This window comes from Staphylococcus sp. KUGN1 (assembly GCF_045984185.1).
GTDB lineage: Bacteria > Bacillota > Bacilli > Staphylococcales > Staphylococcaceae > Staphylococcus > Staphylococcus warneri_A.
Genome location: NZ_JBJQIL010000003.1, coordinates 1 through 18,999 on the forward strand (window position 1 = coordinate 1; position 18,999 = coordinate 18,999).

The 18,999-nt window shown below is 34.6% G+C and carries 13 protein-coding genes and 1 pseudogene; 9 read left to right on the plus strand and 5 right to left on the minus strand.

The window, feature by feature from the left end; genetic code table 11:
• From ACJQQZ_RS08510 to ACJQQZ_RS08550, 9 genes are all read left to right on the plus strand, one after another.
• A partial coding sequence (locus tag ACJQQZ_RS08510; RefSeq protein ID WP_408023119.1) for an LPXTG cell wall anchor domain-containing protein occupies positions 1-3,255 on the plus strand: 3,255 nt, incomplete at its 5' end.
• A 132-nt stretch (positions 3,256-3,387) separates the two neighbouring features.
• Positions 3,388-4,599: an accessory Sec system protein translocase subunit SecY2 gene (secY2, locus tag ACJQQZ_RS08515; RefSeq protein ID WP_145506302.1), complete on the plus strand. Its 1,212-nt coding sequence runs from the start codon at positions 3,388-3,390 to the stop codon at positions 4,597-4,599.
• Positions 4,600-4,609: 10 nt separating this feature from the next.
• The gene (gene asp1 / locus ACJQQZ_RS08520) at positions 4,610-6,172 is read left to right on the plus strand and encodes an accessory Sec system protein Asp1 (protein ID WP_145506298.1); all 1,563 of its coding nucleotides are present in this window, start codon (positions 4,610-4,612) and stop codon (positions 6,170-6,172) included.
• Positions 6,162-7,742 (plus strand): accessory Sec system protein Asp2, encoded by a 1,581-nt coding sequence (gene asp2 / locus ACJQQZ_RS08525; RefSeq protein WP_145506296.1) that lies wholly within the window; start codon positions 6,162-6,164, stop codon positions 7,740-7,742. Before asp1 ends, asp2 begins: the two co-directional genes overlap by 11 nt.
• Positions 7,732-8,352, plus strand: a complete 621-nt coding sequence (asp3, locus tag ACJQQZ_RS08530) for an accessory Sec system protein Asp3 (protein ID WP_145506293.1) — start codon at positions 7,732-7,734, stop codon at positions 8,350-8,352. Before asp2 ends, asp3 begins: the two co-directional genes overlap by 11 nt.
• A gap of 32 nt (positions 8,353-8,384) precedes the next feature.
• Positions 8,385-10,775, plus strand: a complete 2,391-nt coding sequence (gene secA2 / locus ACJQQZ_RS08535; protein WP_145506290.1) for an accessory Sec system translocase SecA2 — start codon at positions 8,385-8,387, stop codon at positions 10,773-10,775.
• Positions 10,776-10,789: 14 nt separating this feature from the next.
• Positions 10,790-12,307 carry an accessory Sec system glycosyltransferase GtfA gene (gtfA, locus tag ACJQQZ_RS08540; protein ID WP_145506287.1) on the plus strand — a complete coding sequence of 506 codons (1,518 nt, stop codon included), beginning with the start codon at positions 10,790-10,792 and terminating at the stop codon, positions 12,305-12,307.
• Positions 12,300-13,640, plus strand: coding sequence for an accessory Sec system glycosylation chaperone GtfB (gtfB, locus tag ACJQQZ_RS08545; RefSeq protein ID WP_145506283.1), 1,341 nt, complete (start codon positions 12,300-12,302; stop codon positions 13,638-13,640). Before gtfA ends, gtfB begins: the two co-directional genes overlap by 8 nt.
• 176 nt (positions 13,641-13,816) lie before the next feature.
• Positions 13,817-14,062 (plus strand): DUF3923 family protein, encoded by a 246-nt coding sequence (locus tag ACJQQZ_RS08550; protein WP_145506280.1) that lies wholly within the window; start codon positions 13,817-13,819, stop codon positions 14,060-14,062.
• Between the two features lie 139 nt (positions 14,063-14,201).
• On the opposite strand, the gene ACJQQZ_RS08555 is transcribed toward ACJQQZ_RS08550, so the two are convergent.
• From ACJQQZ_RS08555 to ACJQQZ_RS08575, 5 genes and pseudogenes are all read right to left on the minus strand, one after another.
• A complete protein-coding gene (locus ACJQQZ_RS08555; RefSeq protein WP_145506277.1) occupies positions 14,202-15,353 on the minus strand; it encodes an MFS transporter in 1,152 nt (383 codons plus the stop codon).
• Between the two features lie 3 nt (positions 15,354-15,356).
• A pseudogene (locus tag ACJQQZ_RS08560) lies at positions 15,357-15,863 on the minus strand (HAD family hydrolase); the annotation flags it as partial.
• Positions 15,838-16,536: a YqcI/YcgG family protein gene (locus ACJQQZ_RS08565; protein WP_261369367.1), complete on the minus strand. Its 699-nt coding sequence runs from the start codon at positions 16,534-16,536 to the stop codon at positions 15,838-15,840. The pseudogene ACJQQZ_RS08560 and the gene ACJQQZ_RS08565, both read right to left, overlap by 26 nt.
• Positions 16,537-16,796: 260 nt before the next feature.
• A complete protein-coding gene (locus ACJQQZ_RS08570; RefSeq protein ID WP_145506271.1) occupies positions 16,797-17,327 on the minus strand; it encodes a GNAT family N-acetyltransferase in 531 nt (176 codons plus the stop codon).
• 86 nt (positions 17,328-17,413) lie between these two features.
• Positions 17,414-18,865 (minus strand): SulP family inorganic anion transporter, encoded by a 1,452-nt coding sequence (locus tag ACJQQZ_RS08575; RefSeq protein WP_075777778.1) that lies wholly within the window; start codon positions 18,863-18,865, stop codon positions 17,414-17,416.
• Between the last annotated feature and the right edge of the window lie 134 nt (positions 18,866-18,999).

Below are 18,999 nucleotides of genomic sequence, written 5' to 3' on the forward strand. Positions count from 1 at the left end.
TCATTGAGCGATTCTCAAAGTACAAGTGCTTCAACTTCGTTAAGTGATAGTACTTCTACGAGCGATTCAACGAGTACGTCGCTTTCTGACAGTTCATCTACGAGCGGTAGTACGTCATTGAGCGATTCTCAAAGTACAAGTGCTTCAACTTCGTTAAGTGATAGTACTTCTACGAGCGATTCAACGAGTACTTCACTTTCCGATAGCTCATCTACGAGTGGTAGTACGTCACTGAGTGACTCTGAAAGTACAAGTACTTCATTATCATTAAGTGATAGCACTTCTACGAGTGACTCAACAAGTACTTCGCTTTCTGATAGTTCGTCGACAAGTGGTAGTACTTCATTGAGCGATTCTGAAAGCACAAGTACATCCACTTCGTTAAGTGACAGTACTTCAACTAGTGGATCAACAAGTACTTCACTTTCCGATAGTTCATCTACGAGTGGTAGTACTTCATTGAGTGATTCCGAAAGCACAAGTACATCCACTTCATTAAGTGACAGTACTTCTACGAGCGATTCAATGAGTTCTTCGCTTTCTGACAGTTCGTCAACGAGTGGTAGTACTTCATTAAGTGACTCTGAAAGCACTAGTACTTCGACTTCACTAAGTGGATCCGAAAGTACAAGCACGTCATCATCATTAAGTGATAGCTCGTCTACAAGTGGCAGCACGTCATTGAGCGATTCGCAAAGTACAAGTGCTTCTACTTCGTTAAGTGATAGTACTTCTACGAGCGATTCAACGAGTACTTCACTTTCCGATAGCTCATCTACGAGCGGTAGTACGTCATTGAGTGACTCTGAAAGTACAAGTACTTCATCATCATTAAGTGATAGCACTTCTACGAGTGACTCAACAAGTACTTCGCTTTCTGATAGTTCATCAACAAGCGGTAGTACGTCATTGAGTGACTCTGAAAGCACTAGTACTTCGACTTCGTTAAGCGACAGTGCTTCGACAAGTGATTCAATGAGCACTTCGCTTTCTGATAGCTCATCGACAAGTGGCAGTACGTCATTAAGCGATTCTGAAAGCACAAGTACATCCACTTCATTAAGTGACAGTACTTCGACGAGTGATTCAACAAGTACGTCTCTTTCTGACAGTTCATCGACGAGCGGTAGTACGTCATTGAGTGATTCTCAAAGTACAAGTGCTTCAACTTCGTTAAGCGACAGTACTTCAACAAGTGATTCAATGAGTACTTCACTTTCTGATAGCTCGTCTACAAGTGGCAGCACGTCCTTGAGCGATTCTCAAAGTACAAGTGCTTCAACTTCATTAAGTGACAGTACTTCAACGAGTGATTCAACAAGTACTTCGCTTTCTGATAGTTCATCGACTAGCGGTAGTACGTCATTGAGCGATTCTCAAAGTACAAGCACGTCATCATCATTAAGTGATAGCTCGTCTACGAGTGACTCAACAAGTACTTCGCTTTCTGATAGTTCATCGACAAGTGGTAGTACGTCATTGAGTGACTCTGAAAGTACAAGTACTTCATCATCATTAAGCGACAGTACTTCAACTAGTGGATCAGCAAGTACTTCACTTTCCGATAGTTCATCGACAAGTGGTAGTACATCACTAAGTGACTCTATAAGTACAAGTACTTCATCATCATTAAGCGACAGTACTTCAACGAGCGACTCAACGAGCACGTCGCTTTCTGATAGTTCATCAACGAGTGGTAGTACGTCATTGAGTGACTCTGAAAGCACTAGTACTTCATCATCATTAAGTGACAGTACTTCAACTAGTGGATCAACAAGTACTTCACTTTCCGATAGTTCATCTACAAGTGGTAGTACGTCATTGAGTGATTCCGAAAGTACAAGCACGTCATCATCATTAAGTGATAGCTCGTCGACAAGTGGCAGCACTTCATTGAGCGATTCTCAAAGTACAAGTGATTCAACTTCGTTAAGTGATAGTGCTTCGACGAGTGACTCAACGAGTACGTCGCTTTCTGATAGTTCATCGACGAGCGGTAGTACATCACTAAGTGATTCTGTTAGCACTAGTACTTCTACTTCAGAAAGTAGTAGTATTTCAACGAGCACGTCGCTTTCTGATAGTTCATCAACGAGTGGTAGTACGTCATTGAGTGACTCTGAAAGCACTAGTACTTCATCATCATTAAGTGACAGTACTTCAACTAGTGGATCAACAAATACTTCACTTTCTGACAGTTCATCTACAAGTGGTAGTACTTCATTGAGTGATTCTCAAAGTACAAGTGCTTCAACTTCGTTAAGTGATAGTACTTCAACAAGCGACTCAACTAGCACGTCACTTTCTGACAGTTCGTCAACAAGCGGTAGCACATCATTGAGTGACTCCGAAAGTACAAGCACGTCATCATCATTAAGTGATAGCTCGTCTACAAGTGGCAGCACTTCATTGAGCGATTCTCAAAGTACAAGCACGTCATCATCATTAAGTGATAGTACTTCAACAAGCGACTCAACTAGCACGTCACTTTCCGATAGTTCATCGACAAGCGGTAGTACATCACTAAGTGGTTCTGTAAGTACAAGCACTTCGACTTCGTTAAGTGACAGTACTTCAACTAGCGAATCAACTAGTACTTCGCTTTCTGACAGTTCGTCAACTAGTGGTAGTACATCACTAAGTGGTTCTGAAAGTACAAGTGCTTCAACTTCACTAAGTGGATCCGAAAGTACAAGTACGTCTACTTCAGAAAGTAGTAGTACTTCAACAAGTGATTCAATGAGTACTTCACTTTCTGATAGTCAATCACATAGCCATACGAATAGTATTTCTATTAGTGATTCAACAAGTAACAGTGACTCAAATAGTAATAGTACGTCAGATAGCGCTAGTGTAAGTACATCGGATACGCCAAGTCATAGTCTCTCATTTAGTCAATCAGTAAATGGCAGTGATTCAAACAGTCATAGTACATCAATGTCTACGTCCGAAACACCAAGTGAAAGTATATCTCATAGTCAGAGCACAAGCGCTTCTACGAACGACAGCACATCTCAGTCTATGTCACATAGCATGAGTGCATCATCTAGTGAATCAACTAATGTTTCACCTATGCATCCAACTTCTGAGGCACAACAACATGACAACAACAAACCTCATTCAGAAGCATTACCTGACACTGGTGAAGATGACAATCAATCTAAAGGTTTACTATCAGGATTATTATCATTGATTTTCGGTCTAGCTATATTTAGAAAATCTAGAAAAGACAAAAAAAGATCGCAAAGAAGATAACAATAATTAATTAGAATAAAATAGAGGCAGAAGCATTGTTATTTCTAAAGTACTCAATTGATTACTCAAAAAATAATGGGTGCTTTTGCCTCTTTATAATCATTTAAAGAAAAGGATTAGTGTGGGAAATTGATGAATATTAAAAACATTAAAAATATCGAATATAAAATTTTATATAAACGTATTCTTTTCACTCTAATGATCATTTTCATATACATATTGGGTAGTAATATTAAAATTGCTGATATGAAATCATCAGCACAACATACGAATCAATTTCTTGATTTAGCTATTTCAAATGTCGGCGGAGATATTACAACACTCAACCTATTCTCATTGGGTCTAAGTCCTTGGCTTACCACGATGATTATTATGACGTTACTGACCTATCGAAATATGGAGAAAGGTCAAAAACAAACACGTCTAGAACGTAGCTATAAAGAACGTTTTTTCACTATTTTATTAGCATTAATTCAAGGGTATTTTATCTTAAGTGAGTACATTAATAAGGGTATGATTCATCACGCTAATTTCCCTTTAATGTTACTTATCTTAGTAGCCGGCACAATGTTACTCGTGTGGTTAGCTGATCAAAATACTGTTTATGGTATCGCAGGTCCAACGCCTATCGTATTAGTTAGTATCATCAAATCTATGTTTCAAAATAAACATCTTCAATTGTTGGATGCCCAAACGATGGTGATTGGTGGAGTTATGATATTAGTCGTGTTGATTCTTTTATTATTCATAGAAATGATTGAATATCGCATGATTTATAGAGATATTATGAATATCAGTACATCTAAAAAAGACACTTATGTATCTTGGAAATTAAACCCTGCTGGTAGTATTTCAATCATGTTTAACTTTTCACTGTTCTTCTTATTAGGTGTCTTAATACATTTAGTTGGAAGATGGATCACTGGAGATACTCAATATCGACAACCATTTTTAGAATTAGATAATCCGATTGGGGTATTGATATTCATCATCATGTTGATTATCTTAAACTATTATTTATCTCGAGTTATGTTGAATACAAAACGTATTGCTAAAGACTTTCAAAAGAGTGGGAATTATTTCGATGGCATTTATCCTGGCGATGATACAAGACATTATTTAGACCGTAGAGCTAAAAAAATTAGTGCAATCGGCGCCTTAATAATAGGTTTTATCATTAGCCTGCCGCTCATTAGTTCTATATTTATATCTGGTATTTACGATCAAATTTCAATTTTTACGCAGTTTATTATTTTGATTTACATTACGATAAATATTACAGAAACAATTAGAACATATTTATACTTTGATAAATATAAATCATTTTTAAACAAATATTGGTAAGGAGTAAGGTATGAAATATTTCGTTCCAGCATGGTACAACAATGATCAATGGTGGCGTAATTTGAATCAACCATTTTATATAAAAAATGCAATGATCGAGTTTGACGATTCCATTAGTCTCATGTCGATGCATGAAAAAAATGACGAAGATTTTAAACTACTTCATTTAAGTTTTAATCCCAATTTACGCTTATTTCTGCATAAGTATGACTTATATGAAGCAAATATTTGGTCATTATTTGACGAAATTCAGGGATTCGAAGACATTCCACCTAGATCCTTTCAATTTGAAGACTTAGAATGGCCTGATAACACTGAATTTTTCTATTCACCTTATTTAATACAGGCTATGAAAGCACATTACGTATCTAAAATTTATTTTAATCAAGATGGCTATTTAATTGTAGTGGATGATTTTGAACATGATATCCATCAGCGTCGATATATTTTTGACGAACGTGGTTATTTGAGTGCTATCCGTTATTACGACGAGCTCGGTCACGAACAATATCAGGATTATTTAACCGCTTCGGGTGATGTTGTTTTACGTGAAAACCTAGAGACTAATGTTGTTCAAGTTATGGCAGATCATGCGCACCAATTTCATTCCAAGACCTATCCATCAATGATTGATTTAATTACAGAACGTTTAAACACATTTTGTAATCAACATATGCAAGCAAATGATAAACTGATTGTTTCATCACATATTGCTCATAACGGCATTTTTAATACGCTTAGAGATGACGTGCAAGTATATTACTCTATTTTTAATAAACGTAATCGTACGATTGACCAACCATTAATTAAGAGTATGGCACATAGCAACAAATGGCTTGTTGATACACATGAAAATGAACATATCTTACATCAACTCATTGAAACACTGGATACTAAACCTGAAATATTGAGATTTACACCATTCGATACACAAATCTTAGAAAATCTAAGTAGCCAGTTAGATGAAACTTACATAGGTATTTGGATTGATGGTCTTAATGATGATTATTTGCAAATATTAATCAATGATTTAATCACTTATATTAAACGTCATCCATCGTATCGCCTAGTTATTTTAACGAAAAATAGCGCTACTCAATTACAACAATGGTTGTCTCAATTAATACAAAATGTTAATGAAACATTCAATGAAGAAGATGAGGATGATTTAGCCAAATCAGAATTAATCCAAGCAAAATCAGCGGAAGACTTTGAGGAATTAGTACAAATTCAATCGGTGCCATTTGAATATGACGTATTAAAGGCATTGTCTCGACTAAGAATCGTCATTGACCTTAATGATGAACCAGATTTATTCTTACAAATCGCAAGTATCAGTGTCAGAATCCCACAAATAAATATGCATCAAAGTAGTTATGTCACTCATTTAGAAAATGGCTATTTGATTAATAGTTATGCGGATATTACGACTGCGTTAGATTATTTCTTAAGTACTTTAAAACATTGGAATGGTGCGTTTACATTTAATACCAATATGATTGAAGATTTAAGTTCAGGTCACATTATTGAACAACTTGACCACTTTTTAGAAGGTGATAACCATGCCACGTAAATTTAATGTATTACAAATTGGCGGAACAGATTTAGAATATCTATTCACGCATAAACCGGAAGTCACTTGGGACTATTTTGATACACAATTATTTGAATTTGATAGTGGGTATATCGATAGTATTAAGGAGATTGTCGAGGAATCTGGACAGTTTGATTTAGTATTTATTCAAGCGAACCTGACAGATGCATTAACACAACTCTTGCATATTGTGAGTCATCCATATAATACACTTGTCGATGCACAATATTGGCCAAGTGGCTATGATGAACTTGATTTAGTGCAGAGATATCTCATTCGCCCTATTCATTATGATACGACGGATGATCTTCATGATAAATTGATATCCATTTCATTTCCTGGGCAATACGGAGATAAGGTGAGTCCAGCTCGAACACATATCCAATCGCCGTCACATATCGAAGTGATTCATTATGGTAATAGAGAAATTCAATTGAAAGGTCATTTCGGTGATGAATTGATTCCGGTACTTAATTGGCAGCAAAACCTCGTATACGATAAAGATAAAGTGATTGAAGTTTGGCCGGAATTCCGAACTGAAGGTGATGTCACCTTAGAATATACGTTTCGATTAGTATCTTTAAACCCAGAAGAAGGCGTCCTTGAAAAGATTGTTCTAAGTGAAGAAGCACTTGCCGAGCCACTTTATTTACAACGCAGACCCTATACAGCATACATTTCAACATCGGTAAGTGTTAAAGGTAGTGGTACCATTCATATTGGCGCTGTACATAAACGTTTATCACATATTGAATTCGGTCATTTATTACTCGGTAGTCATCGTTTTGTAGATGAAAATCGCGAAGAATTCTTTTACTACTTTAATCCTGGAGATTTCAAACCACCACTTAATGTTTACTTTAGTGGTTATCGTGAAGCTGAAGGGTTTGAAGCTTATTTTCTAATGAATCAATTAGGTGCGCCTTTCTTACTGATTAGTGATCCAAGAATTCAAGGTGGCGCATTTTACTTAGGTTCTGATACGTATGAAAATGGTATTAAACAGGTCATTACCGATACACTAAACCAACTCGGGTTCAAAGAAGATGACTTGATACTATCAGGTTTATCTATGGGATCATTTGGTGCTTTATACTACGGTGCCCAATTAAATCCTAAAGGCATTAACGTTGGTAAACCTTTAGTCAATGTCGGTACTATAGCTAAAAATATGAAATTATTACGACCTAATGATTTCGAAACATCATTAGATATCGCCCTTTCACCCGAACATACAATGACCGAGTCATCACAAACTAACACCGATTTGAAGCATATTAAAGACTTAGACAACAAATTCTGGAATGTCTTTTCAAATCGTCATATTAGCGATACATCCATTGCTATTACTTATATGAAAAACGACGATTACGATCAATCTGCATTCGAAGATTTGCTACCAGTATTAAGCCGACATCATGTCCATCTGATGAACAAAGCCGTACCAGGTCGACATAATGATGATACATCAACCGTTGTGAATTGGTTTATGAACTTTTATCATATTTTATTAAAAGATCATTTTGGGAGAGACAATCATGCAAAGTAATCAAACATTAGACGTAAGATGGCGCAAAGTGACACGTCATACTTATAAACATGGCGCAACAATACAATTTCACGATGACTACACATATTATGAAAATCAACTCATGCCATCAGGCTTGCAAATTAACTTATGGGAACCAGCCACTACATTTGATAAAGATGGGCATCCGCCTAAACTCCCTATGTTAAAGAGAGGTTATCGTTATGATATTCATCTAGATATTACTGCCACGCCAGCACAAAGTGTTTATGTCATTGTGACCTTTTATTTAAAAAATGGTAAAGCATTCGACCACTGTATGATTAAAGAAACTGATAGCTATTTTATTTATGCAAATGAGGCTTATAGTTATGATATTTGCTTGATGAACGCTGCATGTCATCATCTTATATTTAAGAAAATCACCTTAACTGAACGATATTTTGTTAAGGATAAAGATAAAGAAATCGCCGAATCTATCGAATCATCAACCAATGACATTTCAACGAGCTCTGATGATATAACAGAGACACATTCATCAGAGGACGGTCGACCACGTACACCACAGGAGAATGTTAACCTAGTCAATCAAATCATGAAAACTACACGTCCAAAACGTGATCATGATTAAAATCCATTAATCAATCAGTAAGGAGGATAACTATGAATCTCAATGTGAATACCGCAATTAATCATATGAGGTTAAAAAAACTTTATAAAATATTAAATAAAATCAATCGTTATAGTGAAGACATGCGTCAATATTCAGATGAACAATTACAAGACAAAACCATAGACTTCAAACAGCAGCTGCAAGATGGTAACGCAACGTTGAATGATATTTTACCTGAAGCCTATGCTGTTGTCCGAGAAGCGTCACGTCGTGTATTAGGTATGTATCACAAAGACGTACAGGTACTAGGTGCAATAGTGATGCATCAAGGAAATATTTCAGAGATGCAGACAGGTGAAGGTAAAACATTAACTGCCACATTACCCTTGTACTTAAATGCGCTAACAGGTAAGTCTGTCTTTTTAATAACTACAAATGATTATTTAGCTAAACGTGACTACGAAGAAATGAAACCTTTATATGAATGGTTAGGTCTTACAACATCACTGGGATTTGTAGAGAATCCTCAAGGACCTATATCCAATCAAGAAAAGCAGACGCTATATCATCACGATATTATTTACACAACCAATGGTAATTTAGGTTTTGACTATCTTATCGATAACTTAGCTGATACAAAAGAAAGCAAGTTCTTACCTGAATTACACTATGCCCTCATTGATGAAGTGGATTCTATTATCTTAGATGCAGCACAAACACCACTCGTCATTTCTGGTGCACCAAGAGTACAATCTAATTTGTTTGAAATTGTAAAAGCCTTTGTAGCAACACTTAAAGAGGATCAAGATTTCAAAATGAAAAAGACAAAGCGTGAAATTTGGTTAACTGAACAAGGTATCGAAAAGGCCAATACATATTTTGATGTGCCTAATATTTATGATGCCCCCTACTTTGATTTAGTAAGGAATATTAATCTTGCATTACGTGCCACTTATTTATTTGATCTTAATTTAGATTACATTATTATGGACGGCGAAATCATGTTGATCGACCGTATCACAGGACGTATGTTACCAGGCACGAAAATGCAAGCCGGACTTAACCAAGCCTTAGAAGCTAAAGAGCATTTAGATATTTCAGATGATATGAGTGTCATGGCTACCATTACCTTCCAAAATCTCTTTATGCAATTTGAACGCTTTTCTGGAATGACGGCGACAGGTAAACTTGCGGAGAAAGAATTTTTCGACCTTTATTCAAAAATCGTTATTCAAATTCCAACGTCTAATCCTGTGATAAGACGAGATTTACCGGATAAAGTATTTGTGAATGATGACGATAAAAATGTCGCAATTTTAGATACAGTGATTGACTATCATCAAAAGCAACGTCCTGTATTATTAATTACTCGTACAGCTGAAGCAGCGGAATACTTTTCAAGTGAATTATTTAATAGACATATCCCGAACAACTTGCTGATTGCACAAAATGTTGCTCGTGAAGCCCAAATGATTGCAGAGGCAGGTCAATTGAATGCCGTTACTGTAGCCACAAGTATGGCTGGTAGAGGTACAGATATTAAACTGTCTAAAGAAGTTCACGACCTCGGTGGTCTAACAGTACTGATTAATGAACACATGGAAAATAGTCGTATCGATAGACAATTAAGAGGACGTGCTGGTCGTCAAGGTGACCCAGGTCAGTCTCAAATTTTTATTTCATTAGATGATTACTTAGTCCAACGTTGGAGTGATTCCAAGTTAAAAGACAATCCATCATTGATGAAACAAGATACAGCATACCTATCTGATAGCCCTACCTTTAATAATAAAATCAAACGTATTGTTAAAAAGGCACAACGTGTTTCTGAAGAAGAAGGCATGAAAGCACGTGAAACGGCAAATGAATTCGAGAAGAGTATTAGTACACAACGTCAATTAATCTATAGTGAACGTAACCGTATACTTAATAGTGAAAACTTAGATGACTTAGACTTTGAAAGTATTGCTCGTGATGTCTTTAATCATGACTTTAAGACTGACGGTAGTATGACGAGAGATCATATTGTTCGTTATATCTATAAAAACTTGAGCTTTAGTTTTGTGGATGCTAATTTTGAATTTAATCATCAAAATCACAATGAAAATATTGAGTTTTTAATAACACAATTTAAAGATCAACTGGCCACTAATAAACAGAAAATTAGTGACAACGAGTTATATCAACAATTTTTAAGAAAAGCAGTACTCAAAGCCATCGACACATCATGGATTGAGCAAGTAGACTATTTACAACAACTCAAAGCGAACGTCAATCAGCGTCAAAAAGGTCAACGGAATTCTATATTTGAATACCATAAAGTGGCGTTAGATTCATTTAATGATATGGAACATGACATTAAACATCGTATGATTCGAAACTTATGTTTAAGTATCATTGATGCACAACAAAATGGTGATTTAACCATTCATTTCCCTTAAAAGGAGGGCTATTTATGACAATTTATAACATCAACTTTGGCATTGGTTGGGCAAGTAGCGGCGTAGAATATGCACAAAGTTATCGCGCACAAATGCTACGACATTTAAAAGAAGATGCAAAGTTCATATTTTTAGACTTTATTGCGTCAGAAAATATACAAACCTTAACGGCTAACTTGGGGTTTCAAGACAACGAAGTCATTTGGTTATATCAATACTTTACAGATATCCCAATAGCACCAACTACATATACCATCGATCAGCTCAAACACGATGTCGGAAATACAGTGACACGGACTGAAGTCGATCAACAAGGCAAGGTACAACGTCTTTATTTAGACCATCAACCTCAAACATTTGTAACCTGTTATATGAAAAATGCCGACCAACCCTATGTTGACCGTGCTGAATTTGTCGTTAATGGTATGTTAATTCGCAAAGATTTCTATAGCTATGTTCGTGTCTTCTCTGAATATTACGCACCTTATGACAACTATGCCAAATTGTATATGCGTCAGTTCTACAATGAAAATGGCTCTATCGCCTATCAAGAAATCATAGATGGCGATGCGCATTCCTATGTATTTAACGACGCACGTTTTGATTGTAAAGAAGCCTTTGTTGCTTACTTTATTCAACAATTACATTTAACGCATAACGACATTGTCATATTAGATCGTGCCACTGATATCGGCCAAGCAGTTCTTCAAAATAAAGGCCAAAGTCATTTAGGTGTTGTGGTACATGCGGAACATTATAGTGACAATATCACAGATGGTACGCACATTTTATGGAACAATTATTATGAATATCAGTTCAATCACGCACCATATATTGATTTCTATATCGTGGCTACCGATTTACAAAATCAAATTCTGTCACAACAATTTGCGCAATATACAAAGTATCAACCACGTATTAGAACGATACCCGTGGGCAGTCTCGACCAATTAACAATGCCAAGTGTAGAAAGACAACCTTATTCTATCCTAACCGCTTCACGCTTAGCGTCTGAGAAACACGTCGATTGGATCGCACTTGCAGTTATTAAAGCCAAACAAGCCGTACCACAGCTATCATTTGATATTTACGGACACGGACCAGAAAAAGATAAAATTCAACAAATCATTAGTGACCATCATGCCGAAGACTACATTCACTTACAAGGTCACGTCAATCTTGATGAAATTTACACACAATATGAATTATTTGTATCAGCATCACAAAGTGAAGGCTTTGGCTTAACACTTATGGAAGCAGTAGGTTCTGGCTTAGGTATGATTGGTTTCAATGTGAACTATGGGAACCCCACTTTCATCTCAGATGGTCAAAACGGTTACTTATTAGATAAACCGACTAAGGAAGAATCTATCGAGGAGATTACAGATCGTATGGCTGATAAAATAGTTCGATACTTTAACAATGGACCTACATCTCCTCAACAAGTTTCATATGATATTGCTACACCATTTAAGACAATAGAAATGATTAACAAATGGCAGAATTTAGTCGACGAGGTGCTCTATGATTAATTTATTTGAATATTATAATCAACCGACTCAGTTATTACATCAAACACTTGAACAAGCAGATTATCATAACTTCACCATTTGTATTGAAGATGATGGTTTCTTACCAGATGAAGTGACGTCCCCTTATCAATTCTTTGCGGCTAATCTATTACATGATGACGATCAACCTAAATTCTTTAATGCTGTTGATGTCCCACCATTTTGGGAAATTAGTGGCGATGGACAATCAGCTCAAATTAAAGATATGGGACATATTAGAGGCGAAATACGTTACCGCCCGCATTATAAAACGCGCATAGTTAGTCATGTGCGTTGGTTCGACGATAAAAGTCGTTTACGTTCTGAAGATCATTATTCAAAACATGGCTTTAAATTTGCTGAAACGATTTATGACTTAGCTGGAAAAGCTATATTAAAGAAATATGTAACCCGAGAAGGTAAAGAAGTGATATATGAAAACTATGTCACAGGGGATTATGTATTAGACTGGCAAGGACAATCCTATTTCTTCCCTTCTAAAGTAGCGTTTATAACCTTCTATCTTCAACAAATTCAAGTGGATTTATCTGAGATCATTATTAATTCTTTATCAACACCATTTTTAGTCTTACATCATATGAATACGGAAGGTAAAGGCTTATTATTCTGGCAGGAAAGTAGTAACGGTCATGTCCCAGGAAATATGTTGTCATTACTAGATAGTACATTACAACGTCAATTCTCTGTGATGATACCTGATTACAGAGAATATCATACTGTGGTGGCACAACTTAATTCTGAACAAGCATCGCATGTTTATCAAGCCGGTTATCTGTATAACTTTGATAAATCAAATCAATATTCAAACCATGCACTCATCCTGACAAACTCAGATGAAATACTGCAACTTGAACATATTATAGTGGCGCACCCTAATATGCAATTCCATATCGCTGCATTAACTGAAATGTCGTCCAAACTCATGGCGTACGATCAACATCAACACGTACATTTATATCCAGCAGCAACTAAAGATATATTTGCGGAACTATACCAACGCTGTGATATTTACCTCGACATTAATCAAGGCAACGAAATTGAAAATGCAGTAGTACGTGCATTTCATCATCAACACGTTATCTTAGCGTGGGATGAGGTTGCACATCAGCGTCCATTTACTGCACCAGAAAACACATTTACATTAGAACAATTTAACCAGTTTAACCAAGTGTTACACGATATCACTACTAACCATCAACAGTTCGACTTACATCGTACTTACCAAGCTAGACACGCTAACCAACTTACAACTGATACATTCGTGAGTGTAATACAACAGGCACTGTATGAATAAACGCTTATTAAGAGACATTCACTTAATGATAAAAGTAAAATCTATTGTATTGACTTAAAATTCAAATATCCTAAAATCCCCCTACTAATAAAATAGTAAGGGGGCTTATGAAATATCATTTCAGAAAATTAACTTAGTTATGTTAATCTAAAAGTAACTAAGTTGAGGTGAATAAAATGAAAATTTCATGGATTTCTTGGTGGATAATGAGTATTCTAGAAATTATAACTTTCATCTTTTTCGCGTTTATGGTGTGGAATAGAAATGTAGATGCAGCTGGCGTAACACAAACAACCGAACTAAAGTTAGTTAATCTAGGTGTGTTAGGATTTGCTTTTTTAATTCCGTTTATAGTGCAAATAGCATGGTTACTCGCTAATATTGTAATTTCAAAAAAGCAAAAGAATCAAGCATTACATTAATATTTAGTTTTATACATTCAAAACAAAAAGCAATTTCTATCCACTTCGAATAGAAATTGCTTTTTTATATGAATAAGTATTTAAATTATTTTGATGAATGAGATTAAAACAGTGAAACTCCATTTATAATCTTTAATATTTATTTCATATACTCTGAGCGAACCACCATTTTTAAAATTATTGATGAACAAACTGCTAATATGATTGAAATCATTAAAGATAAATTAAAATGATAATCTATATAATATAATATCCCCCCTATAAATGAACCTAATCCTATTCCTAAATTTAATACTGAGATATCATAACTTAATATTTGACTCGGGTCTCCTCGTAAAAATTTAAGTAATGCATATTGAACTGTTGGATTTGTTCCCCAATGAAATAAATTCCATATAAATACACATAAAGTAAGAATTAAAACATTTCCACCGGCGAACCAAATGAATATAATAGCGATTGTGTATACCCCAATAATTATATTTCCAGCTATATTGTATCCTTTTTTCTCCGACAAACTATTACCTAATTTTGATCCTAGTACACCTGCAATACCTGAAAGGAATAAACATAAACTTACAATAAAGATACTATGACCGTTGCTTTTTACTAAAGGCTCGATATATGTAAACAATATACTATTAGAAACCATCATTAATAGTAAAAAAACAAGTATCAATATGATACCTTTATAATTAATTACTTTATATTCAGTATTATTAACACTTTGATCTTCGGTTTTATGAGGTATAAAATACAATACACCTAATAAACATAAAAAAGTTATAATTGCGATTAAATAAAATGGAAGTTTCCAATTATACTGAGAAGCTATTAGCGTACCTAATGGTATACCTAATATGTTTGCAGCACTAAATCCAACATATATATTAGCAATTACAGAAGCTTTATATTCTTCTGGAACAATGTTGGCACCTGTTGCCATTAACTTTACTGTTATTAATGAAGCGACACCTGCTAATACAATTCTAACTAAACACAACAAAATGTAATTTCTAATTATCGTAGTCATTAAAGTTAACAGAATAAAAATAATCAAACCATACACTAAGATGTTTTTATCATTTATATTTTTTGTGAGTTTCGTTAAGATAGGACTTAATATCGAAAAAGCAATAGCATATAAAGTGACCAATTGACCTATCAAAGCTTTACTTACATGAAATCCCTTACTCATTTCACCTAACATACCAACGACTATCAAATCTGATACACCTACGATAAACATTGTTAAAAATCCAATAATTGTTATTCTTTTACTGATGGCCATATACTATTCCTCAAAATCTAGTTGGTGAACATTTGTAATAATGAATGTAGGATTTTCACGTTTTAATTCTTCAACATCATGGCTTCCCCAAGTTACAGCACAAGAATCTATATTAGCATTATTAGCCATTTTTATATCGAAAACTGCATCACCTATATATATCGTTTGATTACGATGCAAGTTATATTTATTTAATATATATAATATTCCATCGGGGGAAGGTTTATAGTTTTCAACCTTATCCGAACCTATAACTTCTAAAAAGAAATGTTCAACTTTCAATTTTTTTAGATTTCGTTTTAATACATCTGTTTTTTTACTAGATACTACAAACAACTTATATTTTTCATGGAGCTCTGCGAGTTGTTCTGTCATTCCGTCAAAAATATTCAAATATAATGTTTCTGTTTCTTTATAATATCTTCTAAATAACTCCATTAATTGATTCAATTCATTTTCAGTTAAACTTTTTTCACTCATTAAATCAAAGGATTTTTCTATAGGTATCCCCTATAAAATAAGATAATTTAGCTGGTGAAAATTTTCCTGAACCAATAACAGGTCCTAAACCAGAATGTACTGGACAACCATCATATTTCTCTGCTAATTTTCTAACATTTTTTTGTGCTTTAGCTTTAGTTTTCATATTGTAATTAAAATATTCATCTGATTTACTAAGAGTTTGCATTGCTAATGTTATAAAAGCACCTAAATTTCTTGATTTTCTGTGTCTATAACTATTAGAACTAAAATTAATAAACCACAATTCATTTTTAAAGCGATACGCATAACCATCGTCTAAAGGATTATTATCAATATTATCCTTTTTATATCCATACTTATTTTTCATTGATGAAAGAAGTTGCCAAACCATAAACTGCTTTGCATGTATACTCATATTGCCAATTGGTTCAAAATATACTAACAATCCAGAAATGCCCCTATCTTTTTTAGGCATCTTTTTTAATTCATTTAAATAAAGATCTATATCTTTAGATAATTCTTCAGGACTATATGGATAATTTAATGCAGAATAAAAGTAAACTTCCTTTTTATGTCCTTGTACGCCAAATACACATGGAAATCCTTTCGATTCTATAACTTCTTTAGATTGTTTAATTTCTCGATTCAACCACTCGCAACGATTTTCTATTCTTCCAATGCGGCTTTGAGAAACGAACATTTAAACACTCCTTTAAAATATTGTTCGTCTATATTGTAACTAAAAACCTGGAATTTTCAAATAATCTCTTATACTTTTTTAATATAATTATAATTTCTATTGAAATCACAGTATTAGCCAAAAAATCAGTTAGATAAAAAAAGACTCCCGTTACATGAAGTTAACAGGAGTCAAATTATAGTTTCTATGATCATATATTTATTCTTTTATATACCAATCTACATTATGTTTTTTACATACCATTATCAATCTCAACCTCATCATTCAAAAAATACGTTTGGATATTGGATGATACCTGAAGCATGATTTAAAGCACTATCTTTTAATTCAATTGCCATCAATAACTCATCTGGTACTTCAAAAGGCGCTTGTATGCCCCAATGAGATGCTTTTTTGAAACCAAATTTCGGATAATATGCTTCGTGCCCCATAACGATGACTGATTCAAAATCAAGGATCTCTGCAATGGTTAAAGCTTGTTGTATTAATTTTTGACCTACACATTTATTTTGATATTCGGGTAAAACAGAAATAGGTGCTAATGCTAAAGATTCTACTTTCTTATCCTCAGTATCAATCAAAATTTTAGATAATAATATATGTCCTATGATTTTATCTTCATTTACAGCGACTAATGATAAATCTGGAACAAATGCCTCTGACTTTCGTAATTTCGCAACCAATGTGTGCTCACTTTGATCACTATATGATTCATTCTCAAAAGCCTTTTTCACTACTTCTTCAGTTTGCAGGTAATCTTCTTTTTGCTCTTGTCTGATGATGAATTTCATCCTATTCACCCCTCATCATAGTTAGTGCGCTGATATGTTACACAATTACTGTCATGACTGCCTCTATATTTTACAGCTAGTGTCGATTAAATCAACTGGTTATGATTAATTTGACTTAGCTCGGAAATAATTTTTCTACTATCTGAATTTAACTTTTTCACATAGACGGTATTATGATTGGCTTCGAATTTCTGTACGATAGTATCAATCGCATTCACTGCTGAATCATCCCATAAATGTGCATGGTTGAAGTCTAATTCAATGACTGAATGGTCCACATTAAAGTCAATTTGGTTCATCATGGAATCAATAGATACAAAGAAAATTTGGCCTTCAAAGTATACATGTAACGTCTCATCAAACGTCTCTGTTGTCACATTCACGTTAGAAATCTTAGTCGCGAAGAAGAGTGCACTAAATACTACACCTACGATAACACCAATGGCTAGATTATGTGTCATCAATACAATAATAACTGTTAGAATCATCACAAAGGCATCCGTTTTTGGAGCATTTTTAATATATTTAAAGGAATGCCAGTCTACTGTTCCAATAGATACCATGACCATAATTCCCGCTAAAATAGGCATTGGAATTTGCACTACTAAATCCCCTAATACAATAATCATAAATATGAGTACTACACCTGCAGTTAATGTCGATAATCGACTTGTCGCACCTGATTTCACATTAATGACAGATTGTCCGATCATCGCACAACCACCCATACCACCGAAGAATCCTGTAATGATATTTGCGATACCTTGTCCACGAGATTCCTTATTTTTACTACTATAAGTATTTGTAAATTCGTCTACAATTTTAGCAGTGAGTAAGCTTTCTACTAACCCTACAATCGCCATTGAAACTGAAAATGGTAAGATGATTTGTAATGTCTCCAGTGTGTAAGGTACTTGTGGAATAATGAAATGAGGCAATGCCTGTTTAATCGTACCTAAATCACCAACAGTATGCACATTGGCACCTGTAAACATATATAATGCTGTTAATAAAATAATCGCAATTAATGGTGCAGGAATTGCTTTAAAGAATCTAGGTACAATATATACGATTAATAAAGTAATAATGACATAAATGTAAGTCGCAATGGATATATTAAAAATATGCTCAATTTGAGATAGAAAGATCATAATACCTAATGCATTAACGAAACCAATCATTACGGATTGTGGAATGAACTTCATCAGTCTTCCTACTTTTAAAATACCTAAGACAAGTTGAATCAATCCCATTAAAATCGTCGCTGCAAATAAATATTCCACGCCATGTTCCTTCACGAGTGGTGTCACAACAAGTGCAACAGCACCTGTAGCACCTGAAATCATTGCCGGTCGTCCACCAACAATCGCTGTCACTGTCGCTATGATAAACGCCGCATATAAACCAATCATCGGGTCCACCCCCGCTATGATTGAAAAGGCAATCGCTTCTGGAATTAAAGCAAGTGCCACTACAATACCTGCTAGTATATTTTTCATTGGTTGATTAAACCACTGAACTTTCCAATTATCTACCATGACATCCGCTCCTTTTCATACTATTTAAATTCAATATTGATAAAACGCATATTACGCCCCTGACGTATGTAACATATACATATACTTGCACTTTGCATACATATGCCATCACCACTTTTTCCGCAATAAAATAG